This window comes from Salmonirosea aquatica (genome assembly GCF_009296315.1).
Classification (GTDB): Bacteria; Bacteroidota; Bacteroidia; order Cytophagales; family Spirosomataceae; genus Salmonirosea; species Salmonirosea aquatica.
This window is the reverse complement of the sequence record NZ_WHLY01000002.1, coordinates 2185157-2205431: the sequence shown is the minus strand read 5'-3', so window position 1 is coordinate 2205431 and position 20275 is coordinate 2185157. Positions and strand designations below refer to the sequence as shown.

19 protein-coding genes are annotated in these 20275 nt (G+C 51.8%); 7 read left to right on the top strand and 12 right to left on the bottom strand.

Going from position 1 to position 20275, the window contains the following annotated elements; genetic code table 11:
• Positions 1-43: 43 nt before the first annotated feature.
• Both GBK04_RS10220 and GBK04_RS10215 read left to right on the top strand, forming a co-directional pair.
• Positions 44-1441, top strand: coding sequence for an NAD(P)(+) transhydrogenase (Re/Si-specific) subunit beta (locus tag GBK04_RS10220; RefSeq protein ID WP_152759336.1), 1398 nt, complete (start codon positions 44-46; stop codon positions 1439-1441).
• Positions 1442-1550: 109 nt separating this feature from the next.
• Positions 1551-2141: a hypothetical protein gene (locus tag GBK04_RS10215; RefSeq protein WP_152759333.1), complete on the top strand. Its 591-nt coding sequence runs from the start codon at positions 1551-1553 to the stop codon at positions 2139-2141.
• Between the two features lie 18 nt (positions 2142-2159).
• Here the strand turns inward: GBK04_RS10215 and GBK04_RS30505 are convergent, their stop codons facing one another.
• Positions 2160-2501, bottom strand: a complete 342-nt coding sequence (locus tag GBK04_RS30505; protein WP_373330877.1) for a type II toxin-antitoxin system Phd/YefM family antitoxin — start codon at positions 2499-2501, stop codon at positions 2160-2162.
• A 76-nt stretch (positions 2502-2577) separates the two neighbouring features.
• Here GBK04_RS30505 and GBK04_RS10205 point away from each other — a divergent pair, with 76 nt between their 5' ends.
• The 4 genes from GBK04_RS10205 (at position 2578) to proC (ending at position 7323) form a co-directional block, all read left to right on the top strand.
• A complete protein-coding gene (locus tag GBK04_RS10205; protein ID WP_152759329.1) occupies positions 2578-3678 on the top strand; it encodes an alginate lyase family protein in 1101 nt (366 codons plus the stop codon).
• A gap of 63 nt (positions 3679-3741) precedes the next feature.
• Complete coding sequence (gene gatB / locus GBK04_RS10200; protein WP_152759326.1) at positions 3742-5238, top strand: Asp-tRNA(Asn)/Glu-tRNA(Gln) amidotransferase subunit GatB; 1497 nt, start codon at positions 3742-3744, stop codon at positions 5236-5238.
• Between the two features lie 37 nt (positions 5239-5275).
• Complete coding sequence (locus tag GBK04_RS10195; RefSeq protein ID WP_152759323.1) at positions 5276-6415, top strand: redoxin domain-containing protein; 1140 nt, start codon at positions 5276-5278, stop codon at positions 6413-6415.
• A gap of 104 nt (positions 6416-6519) precedes the next feature.
• The gene (gene proC / locus GBK04_RS10190) at positions 6520-7323 is read left to right on the top strand and encodes a pyrroline-5-carboxylate reductase (protein ID WP_152759320.1); all 804 of its coding nucleotides are present in this window, start codon (positions 6520-6522) and stop codon (positions 7321-7323) included.
• A gap of 27 nt (positions 7324-7350) precedes the next feature.
• Here proC and purB read toward each other — a convergent pair whose 3' ends face one another.
• Positions 7351-8697 (bottom strand): adenylosuccinate lyase, encoded by a 1347-nt coding sequence (purB, locus tag GBK04_RS10185; protein ID WP_152759317.1) that lies wholly within the window; start codon positions 8695-8697, stop codon positions 7351-7353.
• A 168-nt stretch (positions 8698-8865) separates the two neighbouring features.
• On the opposite strand from purB, the gene GBK04_RS10180 reads away from it, so the two are divergent.
• Positions 8866-9585: an MIP/aquaporin family protein gene (locus tag GBK04_RS10180; protein ID WP_152759315.1), complete on the top strand. Its 720-nt coding sequence runs from the start codon at positions 8866-8868 to the stop codon at positions 9583-9585.
• A gap of 20 nt (positions 9586-9605) precedes the next feature.
• Here the strand turns inward: GBK04_RS10180 and GBK04_RS10175 are convergent, their stop codons facing one another.
• From GBK04_RS10175 to hisA, 10 genes are all read right to left on the bottom strand, one after another.
• Entirely contained in the window at positions 9606-10889 is a 1284-nt protein-coding gene (locus GBK04_RS10175) for a M16 family metallopeptidase (RefSeq protein ID WP_152759291.1), read from the bottom strand.
• A gap of 73 nt (positions 10890-10962) precedes the next feature.
• Positions 10963-12171, bottom strand: a complete 1209-nt coding sequence (porV, locus tag GBK04_RS10170) for a type IX secretion system outer membrane channel protein PorV (RefSeq protein WP_152759288.1) — start codon at positions 12169-12171, stop codon at positions 10963-10965.
• A gap of 113 nt (positions 12172-12284) precedes the next feature.
• Positions 12285-15626: a type IX secretion system sortase PorU gene (porU, locus tag GBK04_RS10165; RefSeq protein ID WP_373330876.1), complete on the bottom strand. Its 3342-nt coding sequence runs from the start codon at positions 15624-15626 to the stop codon at positions 12285-12287.
• A 100-nt stretch (positions 15627-15726) separates the two neighbouring features.
• Positions 15727-16335, bottom strand: coding sequence for a hypothetical protein (locus GBK04_RS10160; RefSeq protein WP_152759285.1), 609 nt, complete (start codon positions 16333-16335; stop codon positions 15727-15729).
• Positions 16336-16404: 69 nt separating this feature from the next.
• Positions 16405-16578, bottom strand: coding sequence for a hypothetical protein (locus GBK04_RS30500; protein WP_373330875.1), 174 nt, complete (start codon positions 16576-16578; stop codon positions 16405-16407).
• 158 nt (positions 16579-16736) lie between these two features.
• Positions 16737-17513: a phosphoglycerol geranylgeranyltransferase gene (locus tag GBK04_RS10155; RefSeq protein ID WP_152759282.1), complete on the bottom strand. Its 777-nt coding sequence runs from the start codon at positions 17511-17513 to the stop codon at positions 16737-16739.
• Between the two features lie 120 nt (positions 17514-17633).
• Positions 17634-17969, bottom strand: a complete 336-nt coding sequence (locus tag GBK04_RS10150; protein WP_152759279.1) for a phage holin family protein — start codon at positions 17967-17969, stop codon at positions 17634-17636.
• 12 nt (positions 17970-17981) lie between these two features.
• The gene (gene hisIE / locus GBK04_RS10145) at positions 17982-18587 is read right to left on the bottom strand and encodes a bifunctional phosphoribosyl-AMP cyclohydrolase/phosphoribosyl-ATP diphosphatase HisIE (protein ID WP_152759276.1); all 606 of its coding nucleotides are present in this window, start codon (positions 18585-18587) and stop codon (positions 17982-17984) included.
• Positions 18588-18641: 54 nt separating this feature from the next.
• Entirely contained in the window at positions 18642-19430 is a 789-nt protein-coding gene (gene hisF / locus GBK04_RS10140) for an imidazole glycerol phosphate synthase subunit HisF (protein ID WP_152759273.1), read from the bottom strand.
• The gene (gene hisA, locus GBK04_RS10135; RefSeq protein WP_152759270.1) at positions 19430-20149 is read right to left on the bottom strand and encodes a 1-(5-phosphoribosyl)-5-[(5-phosphoribosylamino)methylideneamino]imidazole-4-carboxamide isomerase; all 720 of its coding nucleotides are present in this window, start codon (positions 20147-20149) and stop codon (positions 19430-19432) included. The genes hisF and hisA overlap by 1 nt, the downstream gene beginning before the upstream one ends.
• Positions 20150-20275: the final 126 nt, after the last annotated feature.

Sequence of the window (20275 nt, the reverse complement as noted above, 5' to 3'; positions counted from 1 at the left end):
TAACAGCCAATGGCCATCAGCCATCAGCTTTATACCTTCCCTTATGTACATCTATATAGAAATCACCTACCTCATTGCCACGATTCTGTTCATCGTGGGTATCAAAAAACTCAATAAAACCTCCGAGGCCCGGCAGGGAAACATTCTGTCGGCCGTAGCCATGTTGCTGGCCGTACTGGCTACGCTGGTGGAATCGCAGCTACTCACGCCCGTCGAAACGTTCAGCTGTATCCTGGTGGGCGGAGCCATTGGCCTGGTGTGGGCGCGGCGCGTCGAAATGACCCAAATGCCCGAAATGGTAGCGATCTTCAACGGGTTCGGGGGGGCGGCTTCGCTTTTCGTCGCATTTTCCGACTACTGGACCCGCGCCGTCGAGCAGCCCGACCTGCCTACGGACTTGATTACGATTATCAGCATTCTGCTATCAGTATTGATTGGCGCCGTTACTTTCACGGGTTCATTAACCGCCTACGGCAAACTGAGCGGAAAAGTGAGTGGCAATGCCATCGTTTTTAAAGGGCAGCACCTGCTCAATCTAGTGTTACTGCTGGTAGCAGTGGCTTGCGGGGTACTGGTTGCCATCAGCACCGGCTCCGTGACGGCCATGATCGTGATGGGGGTGATTTCGCTGGTACTCGGGATTCTGGTTGTAATCCCCATCGGAGGGGCGGACATGCCCGTGGTTATTTCGCTGCTGAACTCTTACTCGGGGATGGCCGCCTGTACTACGGGTTTTGTGCTCAACAACTCCGTACTGATCGTAACGGGCGCGCTGGTAGGTGCCTCGGGCATTATCCTGACCCAGATTATGTGTAAAGCCATGAATCGGTCGCTGGTCAGCGTGTTGCTGGGGGGCTTTGGGGCTACCTCGGGTGGTGGCGCCGCCGGTGCGGGCAACGCCAGCGATATGGTGATCAAAGAGGTAGGGGTAGAAGAAGCGGCCATGATCTTCGATTCGGCTTCGTCGGTAATTGTGGTACCCGGTTACGGCATGGCCGTGGCGCAGGCCCAGCACGTGGTGCGCGAAATGATGGATCTCTTGGAGAAAAAAGGCATCAACGTTCGGTTCGCCATTCACCCCGTTGCGGGTCGGATGCCCGGCCACATGAATGTACTGCTGGCCGAGTCGAACGTACCCTACGACAAATTGATCGAAATGGAAGAAATCAACGACGATTTCGGCAATACCGACGTGGTACTGGTGGTAGGGGCCAACGACGTAGTAAACCCCGCCGCCCGTACCAATCCCGCCAGTCCGATCTACGGCATGCCCATCCTGAATGCCGACAAAGCCCGCACGGTGATCGTCAGCAAGCGGTCGATGGGAGTAGGTTACGCGGGAATTGAAAACGAACTCTTCGGGTACCCCAACTGCCTCATGCTGTTTGGCGACGCCAAATCGACGCTGACGAAGATGGTCGGGGAGTTGAAGGAGATGTAGGGTGTTCTATTGCAATTAGGCTCAGCCCACGTCGCCGCAAAGCGACAAAAATTAACAATTATGCTTATAGCTTTTATCGGCCTAAGTTTTACTTAGTTGGTCTCCCAAAATGATAAAACTCAAAGGACTACTGTTGCTGGCAATACTCTCTGCATTTTGGTCCTGCAAAAAGGATGAGTGTGAGGGAAAGGAGTATTATACAGCCGATTCGAGAGTAATAGAGGCGATACCTTACACCGATAAACAGGTGGTTAGATTTCTTACTAATCGGGGGGATGTCATTTTGGCCAATGTGAAAAGGTCGTTCGAAGTCGAACGCTCCGATTTCATGTGCGATGAAGGCCTACTGGTTAATTTTAATACTGGGGATCCTTTGCCTTATATGCAAATTATCTACCGGGCGTCTTCTTCGAATGGACCCGTAATTCAAATTAACTTTACTCCCAATCGTGATCATATTTCGTATGGGATGCAAATACTTTTACTGGAGGGTGAGAAAATGGGAGCCTTTCTGCCAGGGGAATATCGTAAGGCCATTTTTCATGACACCATTACTATTGAAGGTCACTCATATACTAAGGTAGTAGAGATTGTTGATACTGCTCCTGCCTGGAAAGGCATTGTTCACCTTTTCTACAGTAAGGCGTATGGGATTATTCAATTTAAGACTGGCGAGGGACTGGTCGTAAGCCGTCAGTAATCCAATATGCTCTTTTCCTTACCTACTGCTGTCAATTTTTGGAATATTGACTAATAGAATAAACCCCAATGGAGCGCCAAAGTAGTTATGCAATAGTGAGAGCTGCGGATTGGGTGATCCTATGCAAACAAAAATAACTCCTAACCCGAGAAATTCTTCTTCGGTCATTTTGAAGTCATCCGTGAAGATCGCTTTTCCTTTACCTTGCAAAATACCTAGCTTGCGTTCGGGTTTGGGGACAAGGTAGGCGATTACCTCCCTTTTTTTACCAAAGGCAACGGCTATTTCCTCTCCGGCCTTTACATCCTTGATGATTTGTGAAAACTGAGCCTTTAACTCTCCGACGGTCAATGTTCTCATGGATATGGATGCTGCTTTTTAGTAAAAAGAGTTTTTTCCTGACAACTTGACAAGATTTGGTTGAATCCTTTTAACTATGAGAACCTACCTCTGGCTATTCTGCTTCACCTTTCTTCTAGCCCCACTTTTTACCCTGGCCGACATACCCGAAACCCTTCTCCTGACTCCATCCCAGCAAAGGTACCTGGCCGAACTGATCAGAACGAACCCCTCCGCTAAGACACAATGGCTGAAAGTCGAGGAAGAAGCCAAAGGCTACCTGAACGACGCGCCTCGCCCGCTGCGGGTAATCCACTACGAAGGGTTGCTGGATACAGACACCAGGCGGATCGATACCGAAAAAAGCCTGCGGGATATGGACAAATTGGCGGCCTGGCTATTTGCCTACTACGGGCCGCAGGACAAACTGTACGCACAAAAGGCCAAAACCTACATCCTGGCTTGGGCGGGTACCTATGAGCCTACGGGCAACCCTATCAATGAAAACAAGCTGGAGCCCCTGATTCATTGCTATCAGACAATGAAAAGTTACTTTTCAGAATCGGAGCAGAAAAAGGTCGGATACTGGCTGGCGCAGATCGCGGAAGCTGAAATATCTTTTCCGAACATGCCCGAAAACAACTGGAAGACCAAACAGATAAAACTGGTAGGTACTATCGGGCTGATTCTGAACCGGGAACCCTACGTTGTCTATGCTATAGAACAGTCAAAGGGGTACATCGACAAAGCGCTCTACGGCGATGGCACCAGCCGCGACCTGCGGCAGCGCGATGCCCTGAGCTATCATGTGTCGGGCCTGAAACCGCTAATGACACTTGCGATTACGATGGATCAATTAAGCGAAAACAAATACGGCTTGCAGACTTTCAACTACCAAAACCCGGCCGGGGGTAGCCTGCGCAAATCCGTTGACTATGTAGTGCCCTACGCGCTGGGGGAGAAAACACATGCCGAATGGGTGAACACCAAAGTAGAACTGGACAGGCAACGGGCAGCAGCGGGCATCGCCCATTACCAGCCGGGTACCCTGTACGAGCCGGAGCGTTCAAGAGAGATGTTCGAGCTGGCGTCCTACTTTGCCCCTAGCTACCAAGAGGTACTTCGAAATCTGAAAAACGATGGAAGAAATGAATTCAACTCCTGGTTCTCGGTGCTAGTCGCGGCGGCGCGGGAGTAAGCGATACTCTCATTCCGGTTTTCCGCTTCATCTCCCTATCTTTGTGCCTAGAACCACGATCTTATGATTTCCACAAAACTTTCCCCGGCCGGGGTACCTGACGAACTTCTGAATCAATACGAAACCGTCATTGGTCTGGAAGTACACTGTCAACTCCTCACCGAATCCAAGCTTTTTGCGTCCGACACCAACCGTTTTGGCGGTGAGCCCAATACCCATATCAGTCCGCTGACGCTGGCGTTGCCGGGTACCTTGCCCAAACTGAACAAAAAAGCGGTGGAATATGCGGTACGGCTGGGATTGGCCTGTGGCTGTGCCATTAGTCCGCGCACGATCTTTGACCGTAAGAATTACTTCTACCCCGACCTACCTAAGGGCTACCAGATTTCGCAGGACAAAGCCCCGATTTGCGTGGGCGGCAGCGTGATAGTTTCGACCAAAGGTACCGGTAACGAAACTACAGAACGCGCCATCCGCTTTCATCACATACATCTGGAAGAGGATGCGGGAAAATCGGTGCATGATGGCAACACCACCGACACCCAGCTCGATTACAACCGCGCGGGTACCCCCCTGGTAGAAATGGTATCCGAACCTGACCTGCGCTCGGCGGAAGAAACGGGGGCATTCGTCACCGAGATCCGTCGCTTGGTAAGGTACCTCGACATCAGCGACGGTAACATGGAGGAAGGCTCGTTACGCTGCGATGTGAATGTGTCGGTGCGACAGGTCGGTGCGAAGGAGTATGGTACCAAGGTGGAGATTAAGAACATGAACTCCATCCGTAACATCATGCGGGCGGTAGAATACGAGCGGCGGCGGCAGGTTGCGACGCTGGAAAACGGTGATTCGCTCTTTCAGGAAACGCGCATGTTCGACGCCGAAACCGGCGAAACCTACGGCATGCGAGTGAAGGAAACCATGAATGACTACCGGTATTTCCCCGATCCCGACCTGTGCCCGGTGGAACTTTCCGAAGAGAAAGTTCAGGAAATACGTGAGCGCATGCCCGCCTTACCGCGCGAACTCCGGGAAAAATTCACGGCACAGTATGGCGTTCCGGCCTACGATGCCGCCGTCCTGACCGATACGCGTGACATGGCCCGCTATTTTGATACATTGTGCGGCCTGACTACGTATTACAAAACTGCTTCCAACTGGCTGATGGGGCCGGTACGCTCTTACCTGAACGAAAGCGGTACGGAAATTGCGGCTTTTCCCATAGCCCCAAAGACCCTGGCCGAATTGATCGAACTAGTGGAAACGCAGGTCATTAGCCATTCGACGGCTACCCAAAAAGCTTTCCCGGCCTTAATCCAGGAACCTCAGCGCTCGCCCCGCGAGCTGGCCGAAGCAAACAACTGGCTGCAAAACCGCAATACGAACGAACTTGAAACGTTGGTAGAAGAGGTACTCCAAGCCATGCCGGATAAGGTACTGGCTTACCAAAAAGGAAAGAAAGGGCTTATGGGACTTTTTGTGGGCGAAGTGATGAAAAAATCGAAAGGCAACGGAGATCCCAAGCTGATCAACCAACTTTTAGCCGATAAACTGCGTTAACATGGTCTGTTAAAACTATACAATCAACTCTGAATCAATGAAAAAGATACAATACCTTGCATTTTTCATGCTGCTCAATGTGGCTGGATTTGCTCAACAGGCCGTTACCCCCAAAGAATTTACGGTGACGGGTAAAGTGAAAAACGGCTCGGCGGGCGAAAAAGTCTACCTGCAGTTCTCTACCAACCCACCCACCACGCTGGATTCCACCACGCTGGCTGCTGATGGTACCTTCACCATTAAAGGTACTGAGAAGGAAGGTGGTAATTTCTACATGCTCGACCTGGCCGGACGTCAGAAAATCATACTGCTGGTAGAAGGTGGGGAAAACTTCACGGTAACGGCCGACGGTTTTGAGCAGGACTCGAAAGGTACACCCGGCAAGTACGAGGTGAAGGGCTCCAAAAACATGGACTATTATGCCAAACTCATGGAACTCAACCAGTCCATGGTAACGCGCGTAAACAAATGGAACGATGAGTACGCCAAGGCTACCGAGAAGAAGGATGAGAAGAAAATGCAGGAGATCCAGAATAACTTCCAGCAGGCCGAAACCGAGCACGTAGCCAAAATCAAAGCTTTACTACCCGAAATGGGTAGCTCGCTGGTTGCTATTTTTGCCGCCAATAATCTGCTGAATCCCCAGCGCGACTTTGCCGAAATGGAAGCCGTTGCCCAGCGCTTTGAAAAAGAAAACCCTTCGCCCAAAATCGTACAGGCCTACGTAGGGTACATCAAGCGTATCAAGGGCGTATCGGTTGGAGATGAGGCTCCGGATTTTACCCTGAATAACCCCGAGGGGCAGGATATAGCGCTGTCGTCGCTACGGGGCAAGTACGTCCTGATCGACTTCTGGGCTTCCTGGTGCGGTCCCTGCCGCATGGAGAACCCCAACGTGGTGAAGCTTTATAATAAATACAAAGACAAAGGCTTTGCCATTTACGGGGTTTCGCTGGACAAGGACAAAAATGCGTGGCTTGGAGCGATCAAAAAAGATGGCCTGACCTGGACCCACGGCTCTGACCTGAAATTCTGGAATTCGGCCGTAGCCCAAACCTACGGCGTCAACGCCATTCCGGCTACCTATCTGCTGGATAAGGAAGGCAAAGTAATTGCCAAGAACCTGCGGGGACCGTCGCTGGAAGCTAAACTGAGTGAGCTGCTCGGGGAAGAGTAACCTACCCCGATTTGTCATAAAGAAACTGAAAGCCCGGCCCTGCGTCGGGCTTTCTTGTTATCTTGCGCCTCCAAAAATCACCAGAGATCTGTAAACCTCTCACTATGAAAATTGCGATTATAGGCTGCGGCAATATGGGCATGGCCTTTGCCCGCGCCTTTCTGAAATTTGATCTGGTCAAAAAAGAAGACTTCCTGCTGGTGGAGAAAAGCCCGGAACGCATGGAAAGCCTGCGGGGTTTTCAGCCCGGGGTTCTGACGGGTATCATTGACCCCAAAATCGGAGACTACGACCTGGTGATTCTCTCCGTTAAGCCGCAGGATTATCTGCTCGTAGCCGAATCGTTGCAACAAGTAATCCGGCCGGAACAGATCGTTTTTTCGATTATGGCCGGCATCGCCATCCAGACCATTCAGGGTACCCTAAACCACCGGGCAGTGGTGCGGGCTATGCCCAATACGCCCGCCATGCTGGGCATGGGCATTACGGCCTATGCTGCCTCGCCGGAAGTGGACCGAAACCAGTTGCGTAAGGTCGAAAACCTAATCAATGCCACCGGGCGTTCGGTTTTTCTGGAAGATGAAAGCCAACTGGATGCCGTCACGGCTCTGAGTGGCAGCGGCCCGGCGTATTTTTTCTATCTGGTAAAAACCATGATCGAAGCGGGCAAGCAAATGGGTTTCGAAGAATCCGTGGCTACTTTACTGGTCAAGCAGACCATGCTGGGGTCGTACCACCTGATCAACAACGCCGACCGATCCCTGGATGAGCTGATCAAAGCGGTAGCGTCCAAGGGGGGTACCACCGAGGCGGCTCTACGGGGCTTCGAGGCGGGCAAACTGGCCGATGCCCTCACGCAGGGTATCCACGCCGCTCAAAAACGCGCCACAGAACTTTCGCAAGGGTAGGTAGGGTACCTGTTTTTTCTCCTGCCTCTACTCCACCACTCCCAGATAGTTGAAGGGGGTAATGGTACGTAACTCCTGGCGTATCTCTTCCGACACGTCGAGTGTTTCGATGAATCGGGTGAGGGTTTCGTGCGTTACGTGTTGATTGGTACGGGTAAGCTCTTTCAGCGCTTCATAGGGTTTGGGGTACCCTTCGCGACGTAGGATAGTCTGAATGCCTTCGGATACCACGACCCAGTTTTCTTCCAGTTCGGCGCGAATCACCTGCTCGTTCAGTTCCAGTTTTCCCAATCCTTTCAGCAGCGAGTGCAGGGCAATAACCTGATGCGCAATGGGTACCCCGATATTACGAAGTACGGTGGAGTCGGTCAGGTCGCGTTGCAGGCGCGAAATGGGTAGCTTGGACGAAAAGTGGTCGAATAAGGCGTTGGCAATCCCCAGATTTCCCTCTGAGTTTTCAAAGTCGATGGGATTGACCTTATGGGGCATGGCCGACGAGCCTATTTCTCCCGCTTTGATTTTCTGCTTGAAAAAGTGCATGGAGATGTACGTCCAGAGGTCACGGTTCAAATCCAGCAGAATAGTATTCAGGCGTTTCAGGCCATCGAAGGTAGCGGCCAGGTTGTCGTAGTGTTCGATTTGGGTAGTATGGCGGCTACGTTTCAGTCCCAGGCCATCCACAAAGTGATTGGCGAATTCCATCCAATTAATGTCAGGATAGGCTACGTGGTGAGCGTTGAAATTGCCTGTTGCTCCACCAAATTTGGCCGAGTAGGGAACATGGTCCAGCAATTCGAACTGGCGTTCCAAACGCTCCACAAACACCAGAAACTCCTTTCCTACCCGCGTAGGAGAAGCGGGCTGCCCATGCGTGTAGGCCAGCATAGGTACATGGCGCCATTCAATGGTCATTCGCTTAAGCACAAAAAGTACCTGCCGGAATAGGGGCTTCACCTGCCGTTCGAGAGCATCTTTGAGCGACAACGGAATGGCCGTATTGTTGATATCCTGAGAAGTAAGGCCGAAGTGAATAAATTCCAGGTACTTTTCCAGCCCCAGCGTCTCGAATTTCTCTTTGAGGAAATATTCGACGGCCTTTACATCGTGGTTGGTTTCTTTTTCGATCTCCTTGATGTGGAGTGCCTCCGCTTCGCTGAAATTCTTGTATATGTCGCGGAGTTTCGGGTAAAAAGACTTGTCTATTTCTTTTAACTGGGGAAGCGGCAGATCGCAGAGCGCAATAAAGTACTCCACCTCTACCATGATCCGGTAATAAATGAGCGCATACTCCGAGAAATAAGACGAAAGCTCGGTGACCTGTTTATGGTAGCGGCCGTCTACGGGCGAAATGGCCGTCAATTGGTTCAAATTCATAGTGTAAGGAAGATTTATTTTTTAGAGGCGCAAAGTTAACTGAATTAACCCTTTACGAGGCCGATAAAGGACCTAAAATGTTATTTTGGCATTTATTATGGATATTTTGACACAATTCCCGTATTTGCCGCCCCAAACCTTCTTCCCAATTTTTTTTCTCAAAAATGTATGGTTTCCTCTCCCTTCTTAGGTGAATTAATCGGTACCACCGTTCTGCTCTTGCTGGGCGACGGCGTAGTGGCCAATGTGGTGCTACAAAAAACCAAAGGCCATAATAGCGGCTGGATTGTAATTGCCACGGGTTGGGGCTTGGCCGTAGCTATGGGTATCTTTACGGCCAATGCCTTCGGTAGCGCCGACGCGCACATCAACCCCGCCGTTACGCTGGCCGATGCCATCCTTACGAACGATTTTTCGAAAATTGCCACCTATGTACCCGCTCAGATGCTGGGAGCATTTCTCGGGGCCGTGCTGGTATGGTTGCAATACCTACCACATTGGAGGGCTACCGAAGACCCTGCCGCCAAACTAGCCTGCTTTGCGACGGATCCTGCCATTCGTTCTACGGTACCTAACCTGATCAGCGAAATACTGGGTACCATCGTGTTGATCGTAGGCGTAACGGCCATCAGCAAAGTAGAAGGCATCCAGGTGGGCCTGGGGCCCTACCTGGTGGGGTTGCTGGTGTGGAGCATCGGACTGTCATTGGGTGGTCCCACGGGTTACGCCATCAATCCGGCGCGCGATCTGGGCCCCCGCCTGGCGCACGCCCTACTACCCATTCCGGGCAAAGGAGGCTCTGACTGGAGCTACGGCTGGATTCCGGTCGTCGGCCCGATGATCGGAGCGGCGGTGATTGCTATTGTCCTGGGATTGATTTCCTTGTAGGTACGCTACTCATAGCGTCTTTACATACCGCCGACGACTACTTCGGTCATGGTGTCAAGCGCCAGATGTGTTTGGGCAAGGTACATGATGTCCTCGGCGGTCGTGGCGTGAATTTGCTCAATGTATCGGTCAAAGAAATCGGCGGGAAGGCCATCCATGATCAGAATTTTCTGACGGTCGGCCACATCGAAGGCGGTGTTGAGTGAACCGGCAAACTCGCCGGCCATAAAATTCTTGACGGTCTGCAGTTCGTCTTCGGGTACGGGTACCGTTTGTAGCAGGCTTATTTCCTTACGAATCTCGCTCAGGGTCTGTTGGGTGAATTCTTTCTTTACGTCCGTTCCAATCATAAAGTACCCCTCGTGCCGGAGAGTCGAAACGTTGGACGAAATGCCATAGGTAAGTCCTTTTTCTTCCCGGATGTTCTTCATGAGCCTCGATCCGAAGTATCCCCCCAGAATCTCGTTCGTAACCAACATTTTATAATAATCAGGGTGATGGCGGGTGAATAACCGTTTGCCGTACCGGATGGACGATTGTAGACTTTCGGGCCGTTCTATGGTAAGTTGCTTTTGGTCGGTCGGGTTCAATACAAACGAGGGTGAAGTCTGCTCCGTATCAGCGAAGGGGGTACCTTTCCCCAGAAAAGCATTCACCGCATCAATTTCTTCGCGGCCTACCTTGCCTGCCATGACCAGCCGGTAGGGAGCGTGCTGAATCTGGGATTTGTAGTGGGCTATGGCTTCCTCCTTCGCTAATCCAATGATCTGCTCCTCGTCACGTTGGTGGCCGTAGGGATGTGCCGGCCCGAAGATGGCTTCCCGAAAATGGGCCGTAGCGCGGAAAGCGTTCTTTTCCCAATTGACACGATGATTCTGTAAAGTGATGTTGCGCAGGTCATTCCATTCTTTTTCCGGAAAAGAAGCTTCGGCTATAAGCTCCTGCACCACGGGCAGTACCTCTGGTAGGAAACGCGCCAGACAGTATACCACAATGCCCGAACGGTCGGACGTGTGGCTCATCTCGGTAAAGGCACCCACCCGGTCGAAGGCCGCACTAATCTCGGCCGATCCGCGGGCAGAGGTACCCTCAGGCAGCATTTTGATGGCAAAATAGGAGGCTCCCGGCGTGGATTCGTACCAGGTACCAGCCTCAAAAAGACATTCCAGCCGGACTATGGGCTGATCGCCGATGTTGATAACGTGCAGGGGCAAGCCGTTGTCCAGCGTCAGGGTTTCGACGGCAGGCAAGTTGATATGGCGGATTACCTGAAAAGGCGGGGCAATGGTTCGGTCTAGATGCATAGGGTAGGTGGGGTATAAAAAAGAATGACATCCTGAGGGGACGTCATTCCAGAAAAAAGAAAGGTACCTGCGACTAGTTTTCCAACTCCTCCTCGAGCAGCGTCCGGTCTTTCTTTTTCAGATTCATGGATAACGAAATGCGTAAGGTCTGAGCCAGGGGGCTTCCTTGCCGCTGGGGCATGAGGTAGGCGAAATCCACTCCGTATTTTTCCTGGAAACGTGCTCCAAAACCGACCGTAAAGTACTTGCGGTCGCCCTTCATCCGGCTCTCACTAAAATAGCCGAAGCGGGCCGCGAATACGTCGTTGTACCAGTATTCGACACCGGTCGAAATCATGATTTCTTTCAACTCTTCGCTAAACCCATCGGGCGCATCGGCGAACGAGCCGAAGATACCACCCAGGGTGGACAAGTCCCGAGGGTCGCGACCCCGGACTACGACGGGTTGGTTGTTCTGTATCACATAGACGGGCGGGGTAGGTACCATCAGTTTGTTAGCATCGAGGACGAAATTAAAACGGTTACGCCCATCGGCGGTGAAGGAAAGACCGGTCCCCAATTTGAAATTGGTAGGGATAAAGTACTTATCGGAACTACCATACGACACCTTGCCACCCAAGTTGGAGATCATCAGTCCCCACGACCAGGTAAGGTTACTGCCCGTTTCTTCGTTGTTGAATTCTTTCTTATAGTAGGCGCTGATATCACCTGCGGCTGTGGAAGCCGGGCGGATTGAAATGTTATTTACAATGGAACTACCCGCCAAATTGGAATTGACATATTTTAACGTTAGTCCGACCGAAAAATTTTCGCCCAGCTGACGGCCGTAGGTGGCCCCTACCATAAACTCCCGGGAGTTGAAAGTACCAGTATTGGCACCTACGTTGTTGCGAAAATCCAGCACGCCCAGATCGAAATAGTTAACCGAAAGCGCCACTACCTGCCCTTTGGCTACCTTCTTGTAGCCCGTCAGGTAGGTAAAGTACATATCATCCACCAGATTGCGCAACCACGGGGTATACGATAAGGACACGCCAAAATCGTCCTTCAGGTAGGGCAGCTTGGCGGGATTCCAGTAGGTGGCGTTGGCATCGGGGCTAAGGGCTACTCCAGCATCACCCAGCGCGGCAGAGCGGGCATCGGGTGAGAAATTAAGGAAAGCAAGCGGAGTGGTGGGAATGCGACCTGTGGTGTCCTGTCCCGTGACAAGCTGAGCTTGGGCGGTCATGAATCCTCCGCAAAGGAGAAAAGCGGAAGAAAGACTAACGAAAAGACGATTCATATTTCTTTGGTTTGGCGGTAAAGAGCAATGACGGTATCTGAGAGAGTTGGGTCTAATTTAACGAAACACGAAAGTACTACAAAATTTAAATTAACCCGCCCAATTCGTCATCATCAGGGGGTGTGCAACAGCTTTCCAGCTTGTCGGGCCGTAGTTTGATCTTGGATAGAACGTATTTGTACATCGTACAAGTATAGGGTAATTTTTGGATCAATAAAAAGGCTGCTGGCATTTAACTCGATCGTTCCGGTAAGAAGTGGTTCGCTGGCATAGTATATATGGTTAAATGTATGTATTAACTGGCCTGATATACTGAACAGCCGGATCGTAAGCTCTATGTCTTCTTCCGGCCGGTTGTGCGCGATAGTGAACGATAGTCGCTCTTTGAATGGGTTGGGGAAGAGCGTAGAAGTACTCAGTCGGATTCCGCGCTCCCCGGCGACTATAAATCGCAACGTCTGTTCGGCTGAATTAGTATAATTGTCCCAGATTTTTATCCGGAGTGTATAGCTTCCCGCAGGAAGATCATCCAGCGGAAAACGGAAGGTACCCTGCTGATAGTCGTTAGGCTGGGCCTGAAAATAGTCATTCAACACATAAGTGACCGTGTCGTTCAGTATAGCCGTAGGATTCTGTCCCAGGCCCGCCGAGGAAATACTGATACCGCTCTCGTCAGAGGCCCTGATCCACAACACAGAATTGGCGGGTACCGTCTGCCCATCCCGGAAGGTACTGTCGTTGAGGTAAGCGGTAAGCTGTGGAGGCGTCTGGTCGGCTGGGCTTGCGTCGGCTCCTCCTACCCAAATATCGAGTTGTCCGGCGGCATCGGCCAGGCTGTCGCTCCGGATAGCGTACACACTCACACGGCCAGGGCCGGGGCGGTAGTCGATATTACGGGGTACCACAAAGCTTACTGTGAATTGGCCCTGTTTCACAGTCACCAGCCCATCATACAGTTTGTTTCTTAGTTCGCTGTACTCGGCAGCCGTGCCTCCTTCACCATTGGTACGAAAACGGACAGGCTTATCGTACACCGTAACTGAAGCCGTTCCGTCGAAACTGGTAGCGGTCTGCGGGGTACCCTGTTGATGGATGGTACCCTTTAGTGTCACTTTTTTCAGGGCACTCAGGGTGTCCGGTTCAGTTGCCCATTTTACTTCATATTCGGCTTGTGCCAGTTGCATGGACGGGTCGCCCAGTAAGGCAAAATTCCGGTTGAGGCTGCCGCTCAGGCTATTGTTCTTGGTATGCTTCATCAAATCGCCCACACGTGTCGCGGCATTTCCGGCGGCCAAAGCTTCATAAAAGGCTTTGTTCAGGGAAAAATTAGTACTCGAAAAGACCGGTCGGGTTGTGGTAAGCGCCCCGATGGCCGCTCCTCGGGGACTAAGCACCATCAGTTCGGCTCCGGAAACCACGGCCGGGTCGTCATAGCGGCCGAACTCACAGGTTGCCGTCAGCAGTAGCGGTAGATTGTCGTAGCCGCGCACAGATTGCATGTCGGCCAGGGTCAGAATTTGTTCTTCGGCCCAGCCTGTGGTACCCCCATGGCCGGTGTAATTCAGGATCAGGGTACCTTCGTTGATCCGCTGCCGGATCGTGGCGTTCAGGTCGGGCGTTTTGACGCCTTCGGGAGAAATGACGTGCGGAAAGGCATCGACGAAGAGGCGCTGAGCCAGAAAGCGATCCTGGATTTGAGTGGCCAGCAGATCGGCATGCTGCTGGTGGATGTTTCCGTCGCCATCGTCGGCCACAAAACTAATCCGGTTACGCCAGCGTCCCAACGTCTGGGGCGAAGCACCATAATGAATCAACTTATCCACGACCGTACGGGCTTCTTCGCGCGATTTGACGGGCAGGCGCCCAATGCCCAAATCCAGCGCATGATCACCCGCCGGAGTTTCCAGCCATTCGCCTTCCTGGTCGTCCAGGAAACCAAAATAATCGTCGGAAGAATAGGTGAAAACCGGATGCAGCGACTCGCGGCTCTCGTACACAGGTACCCACTGCCGCTGTTGCGTGGCCGACTGGGTACCACTGCGGTTCTTATAGTCGTAGGTAGCATCGCCGAAAAGTAACAGGTAGCGCAGGCGGTCCGGATTCTGCTGGTAAAGGTACCTTACCAAATCCCGAAGCGCGGTGGGATCAGGCTTTCCCGCTGAAAATTCGTTAAACACCTGTTCGGTTGTTACTACGGCAGTTTTTAACCCGTCGTTTTTCTGACGGAAATCCGCCAGGCGCAACGCTTCATTTTGCCAGGTTGCGGGCGTAATGATCAGCAAATCAGGAACGGCCAGAGCGTGTAGGTTTTGGTTGGGTACCTTTTGCCAGTCCAGAGGTTCTCCGGCCTGTGAGAGGGAGAAGCCAACGTAGGTGCGTACCGTATGGCCATCGGCAGCATTGAATTCTGCCGTTGCGTCGGCGCTGCGTATTAAGGTACCCTTTTGCGGGCGCGGCGGGTCTGAAATATCCCACCACTGCCAATCCGTGGGTATATCTTTAAATGAATAAGTAACAGAAGAGTCCGCCCCAGGCAGGAAACGGTAGATTTGCTGCGTTGCGTAGGCACGGAGCTGTCGTTTTATCTGCAAAGCGGCGTAATCCAAGTAGGCCTGGGCGTTGCTTTGGCCATTCTTGTCAAATTCGACTCCAATATCGAAAGTGGCCGTAGGCGTATTGTCCAAAGTAAAAGTGTAGCTCTTTTCGCTGCGCTGTGCTTTCAGATCGTAGCGGTAGGTACTGACGGTTCCTTGCGACTGTTCGCCCACATCCTGTCCATTGACCCGCCAGAGCAGGCGGGTAGGTACCTGCGCCGACGCAATACCTGCACCCCGAAGCAAAGCGACCGAATTGGGTACCACACCCGGTAACTCAGCTTTAAGATGTACCTGCCCCGATAAGCCCAGGTACTCGCCCCACCATTCCCGGCCCGATTGCAGGTGGTTGACGGTTTCTTCTTCATGAAACCAGTAGTCGTCAAACTGATCTATCGGGGTACCTGTGTTTGTTTGGGAAGCAACATCCACCACGCGCAAGCCCGGCTGTGCGCCGACAGTCAGGTAATAGTAGCCGCTATCGGAGTAGGCATTGATCTGATGGGTGAAGGATTTTTGCGCTGAATCGAAGCGTACCACGTGCGGCCCTTCGGCGTAGAAGTACAGCGCATCGGATTCATCGAAACGGTTATCTGCCTCACCTTTTACCCAAATGGCAAGCTGAATAAGATCGACGGGACGCGGCAATGCGTTGCTTTGCGGCAACATGGCGCCCCCATTGCCGTACATTTGCAGATTCTTGGGGTTCAATCCGGCCACATTGATGCCCATTTCGCGTAGCTTCCCGGCATCGATCCGGTATACGCCCGACTGGGTAACGGCAACTTTGTACCAGGTACCTTCGGCCAGCACGGAGGGTACCTGAGCGTAACATCTTCCTCTTATGCCTATGACAGCCAAGAGCACCAGACCAATTATCAGACGTTGGACTGTATAGTGCCTACGTAAAAACTTTCCATTTTTCAACTTTCAAGCGCACCGGCGATCCGGTTTCAACTAATTAACATTCTTCCACTAAAGCATGGGCTGGGATCGTATAGCGACGGCGGGAGTTTTTTTCAACGCACAGTACGCGGGTTCGTCGCAAAGGGCCACGAATGAATTCCCTTTTCTGGAAAACGAAATTTACGCCTTCGCTTAGGTGCATCAGCGATTTTTTATTCGGTTCCACCAGGGTTTGATTATATCGGGCGAGCGCCTGAACCAGAGCGGTGTCACTGCCCGTGGAGGCTTTGGGATTCAGGGCGTACCGTTGCAAAGGGAGTAGCACGTCTTCGGGAAAACAGGTAGTGCTTAGCACCGGGCCAAGTAATTCCTGAAAGGCACTCTTCCATTCAGGGCCATGAGGTGCTATTTTCTTTTTATAACGGACAGAGTACACCACATGATGCGCCACCTCATGCAGGTAGGTGATCAGAAAGCTATACGGATTGAGGTTGGAATTGACCGTAATGCGGGAGCGTTCGTGCGGTTTTTTCGTAAAATCACCCAGTCGGCTGCGCCGGGGCCGCACTATACGCAGCTCAAACTGATGCTGCTCCCAGAGCGCCGCACAGTAAGTGAGGGCTGGAGCCGGAAGCCAGGGTGCCAGAAAATGATTTTTTTCCATACCCCTAAATAAAAAAAGATAGCCCTATTTTCATAGAGCTATCCTTGGGATTTCTGACGGTGTAATTTCTTACAAAGTGTCAGTCATCATCGTGTCCATAGCCATCGTGTCCATGTCCATCATTGTGTCAGCGTCCATAGTCATGGTCGTTGTATCAACAGCGGCGTCCTCAGAAGGCTTGCTGGTGCAAGATGCGAAAGCAATCATGCCAGCTACGAATGCGAATGCAAGTACTTTTTTCATTTTTGTAGTGTTTTATAAGGTTTGTGGCACAAAACTACTACTAATAATCGAATTGCAAAAAAATGTAGTTTGTATTTTTCTAAGAACTTAAAATTTCCTTAGAAATTCATGCACTACATTGTTTTTATGCAATGCAATCCCCGGTGGTACTTATCACCTCAGATGGTATTTATGGAATTCTGGTTGAAGGACTGTACGCATTGTGCTATTTCGGGAAGAAGGAGCGGATTGTGCTCAATGCCGTTCCCTACCACGATCACATCCGCGCCGGCTTCGAGGGCCGCATAGGCCTTTTCGCCGGTATTGATCCCGCCCCCTACGATCAGGGGGGTCTGGGTAACGGCCCGTACGGCGGCGATGATGGTATCCGGCACGGCGTACTGGGCGCCACTGCCCGCGTCGAGGTACATGAGCCGCAAACCGAGCATTTCTCCGGCCATGGCCGTGCAGGCAGCTACGCTGGGCTTGTCGTGCGGCATGGGAATCGTGTTGCTAATGTAGGATACCGTCGTGAGCTTGCCACTTTCCACCAGCATGTAGCCCGTCGGCAGAATTTCCAGTCTGCTCTGGCGCAGCACGGGCGCCGCAATGACGTGTTGCCCGATCAGAAGTTCGGGATTACGGCCGGAGATGAGCGAAAGCAGCAGAATGGCGTCGGCACTGGGTTCGATATGCAGGCTGTTGCCCGGAAACAGGATGGCGGGGATCGTGGTATGCTGATGAATGGCCGCCACCAGTCGGTCGAGGGCATAGTGTGTTACCAGACTGCCTCCCACAAAGAAAAAATCAACCTTGTGTTCCGTGGCCTTACGCAGAAAGTCGGGAAAAGAAGAAAAGTCAATCTTATCAGGATCGAGCAATACCGCAAAGGATTTCTTTTGCTCGGTACGCTTTTTCTGCAAGAGGGCCGCTATTTTATCATTCTTTTGCTGCATCCGGTTTTTCTGGGTGGTAAAACAGTTACGGACGGGTTCGAAAATTTAACAAAGGTACTAAATCGACCGCCCGCGTTTTTGCTAGTAGTATAAGTTAAGTGGCATCAGCAACGAGCCGGGTCAGTCGGCAAACATGCCCAGAATGCCCGAGATGACTGCTACAATCAGCGCAAAAAGAATGGCTGAAATAAGGTCTCTTATGGCGAATCCATCGACCAGGGCTGCTGCCAGATAAATCATCAGGATATTGATGACGAAATAGAATAGTCCCAGGGTCAGGATCGTGATAGGCAGGGCCAGGATCTGCAAGACCGGCCGTACGAATGCGTTGAGGAAGCCGAGCACAATGGCGGCAATGATAGCAGAGGTGAGGTTGGAAACGACTACGCCATCCAATAAATAGCCCGCAATCATGATGGCTACGGTGCTGATTACTAATCGTATTAATAAGCCCATGCAGTATAGAGGTTAACGGTGACGGGTACGAAGTACGCTAATTACTTCATCTAAGTCAATGTTTTTGTGTTCGAGCAATACCAATAAATGGAACAGCAGGTCGGCTACCTCCCCTTTGAAAAGGTCGTCGTTGGAATCTTTGGCCTCAATGACGACCTCCACGGCTTCTTCTCCCACTTTCTGCGCAATCTTGTTTACCCCCCGATTGAAAAGCGAGGTAGTATAGGAGGACTCGGATGGATTCTCCTTCCGGTCGCGGATGATTTTCTTCTGTAGGTAGTTCAGAAACAGCGCCTGTCCGTCATTATCCTCATTGAAACAGGTGTCGGCTCCGGTATGGCAGGTAGGGCCATCGGGGGCGGCCTTGATCAGGATGGTATCCCCGTCACAGTCGATCCGAATTTCTTTGACATTCAGAAAATTAGAGGAAGTTTCGCCCTTGGTCCACAACCGTTGTTTGCTGCGACTGAAAAACGTCACTTTGTTTTCCGCCTGGGTTTTTTCCAGTGCCTCGGCGTTCATGTAGCCCAACATGAGGACTTTACCCGTTGCGTAGTCCTGAATGATTGCAGGCAGAAGACCGTCGGGAGATTTTTGAAAATCGATTTTTTGAGACATAGATAGTTCAGTAGATGGGCGATTGCCGGCTCTCAGCCGGCAGCCATTTGCTTTTTAGTTCGTCATCCGCATAGGCAGGCCCTGAGTCTGCAGGTACCTTTTCAGATCAGGAATGTCGATTTCGCGAAAGTGAAAAATACTGGCGGCCAACCCGGCATCGGCTTTACCCGTGGTAAATACTTCCTGAAAATGGGCCATGGTACCCGCCCCACCCGAGGCAATGACGGGTATGTTGGCGTTACCCGAAACAGTAGCCGTGAGTTCAAGGGCGAAACCCGCCTTGGTACCGTCGGTGTCCATCGAGGTGAGCAGGATTTCACCTGCACCGCGGTCTTCCACTTCCTTGGCCCAGACAATGGTACGTTTTTCGGTGGGGGTACGGCCGCCGTGGGTATGGACGATGTGATCGCCGCCCGCTTCGGGAACGTCCTCTACGTGCGGTATATAGCGGCTATCGATGGCTACGACGATGCACTGGCTGCCGAATTCGAGGGCCAGCTCATTGATAAGACCGGGATTACGCACCGCCGCCGAATTGATGGAAACCTTATCGGCCCCCGCGTGCAGGAGGGCCGACACGTCGGCTTTGGACGAAATACCGCCGCCTACCGTAAAAGGAATGTTAATGGTATGTGCCACGCGCCTGACCAGTTCTATAAAGGTACCCCTACCCTCGACGGTGGCCGTGATGTCAAGGAAAACCAGCTCGTCGGCGCCCTGTTCGGCGTAGAGTGCGCCCAGCTCCACGGCGTCGCCCGCATCGCGCAGGTTCACAAAATTGACGCCCTTCACGGTGCGGCCGTCCTTCACATCCAGGCAGGGGATTATTCGTTTGGTCAGCATCAGAAATTCAATTTTCGTAAATCTTCCAGGATTACGCGGCCTTCGTAGATCGCCTTGCCGACAATGACTCCGTAGAGGTTCATTTCGGCCAGTTTGTAAAGATCGTTCATATTACTGACGCCGCCACTGGCGATGATGTGCAAGTCGGGGCACCTGTCCTGCAGATTCCGGTATAGATCAAAGGAAGGACCCTGCAGAAGCCCGTCCTTGGCCACATCGGTACTGATGATGTACCTGACGCCTTTTTCCTGGTATTTCTCCACAAAATCATATACCCACAGATTGGTACCCTCTTCCCAACCACTGACGGCAATTTTTTCATTTTTGGCGTCGGCCCCCAGAATGATCTTCTCGCCGCCGTATTCTTTGAGCCAGCTTTCAAACACATCGGGCTGCTTCACGGCCACACTGCCGCCAGTCACCTGTTTGGCCCCGCACTCGAACACGACCCGCAAGTCGTCATCCGACTGCACACCACCACCGAAATCCACGTGCAGGCTGGTTTTGGAGGCGATGGTTTCCAACACTTTCCAGTTGACGACTTTTTTGGCTTTGGCCCCGTCCAGATCTACCAGATGCAAACGGGTGAGCCCGGCGTCTTCAAACTGCTTGGCTACCTCCAGCGGTTTTTCATTATAGATTTTCTTTTGGCCGTAGTCGCCCTGCGTCAGGCGGACGCACTTTCCTTCAATAAGGTCGATGGCAGGAATTATGTGCAAGGGAGCGATGAATTATGAGTTATGAATTATGAGATCACTGTCCTGGATTTCGCGGTTCATTTTTCTAGTTATAACTAATTGAGGTTAAGGGTAATATTTGTTTATTTCTTAAAATATATGGCCTAG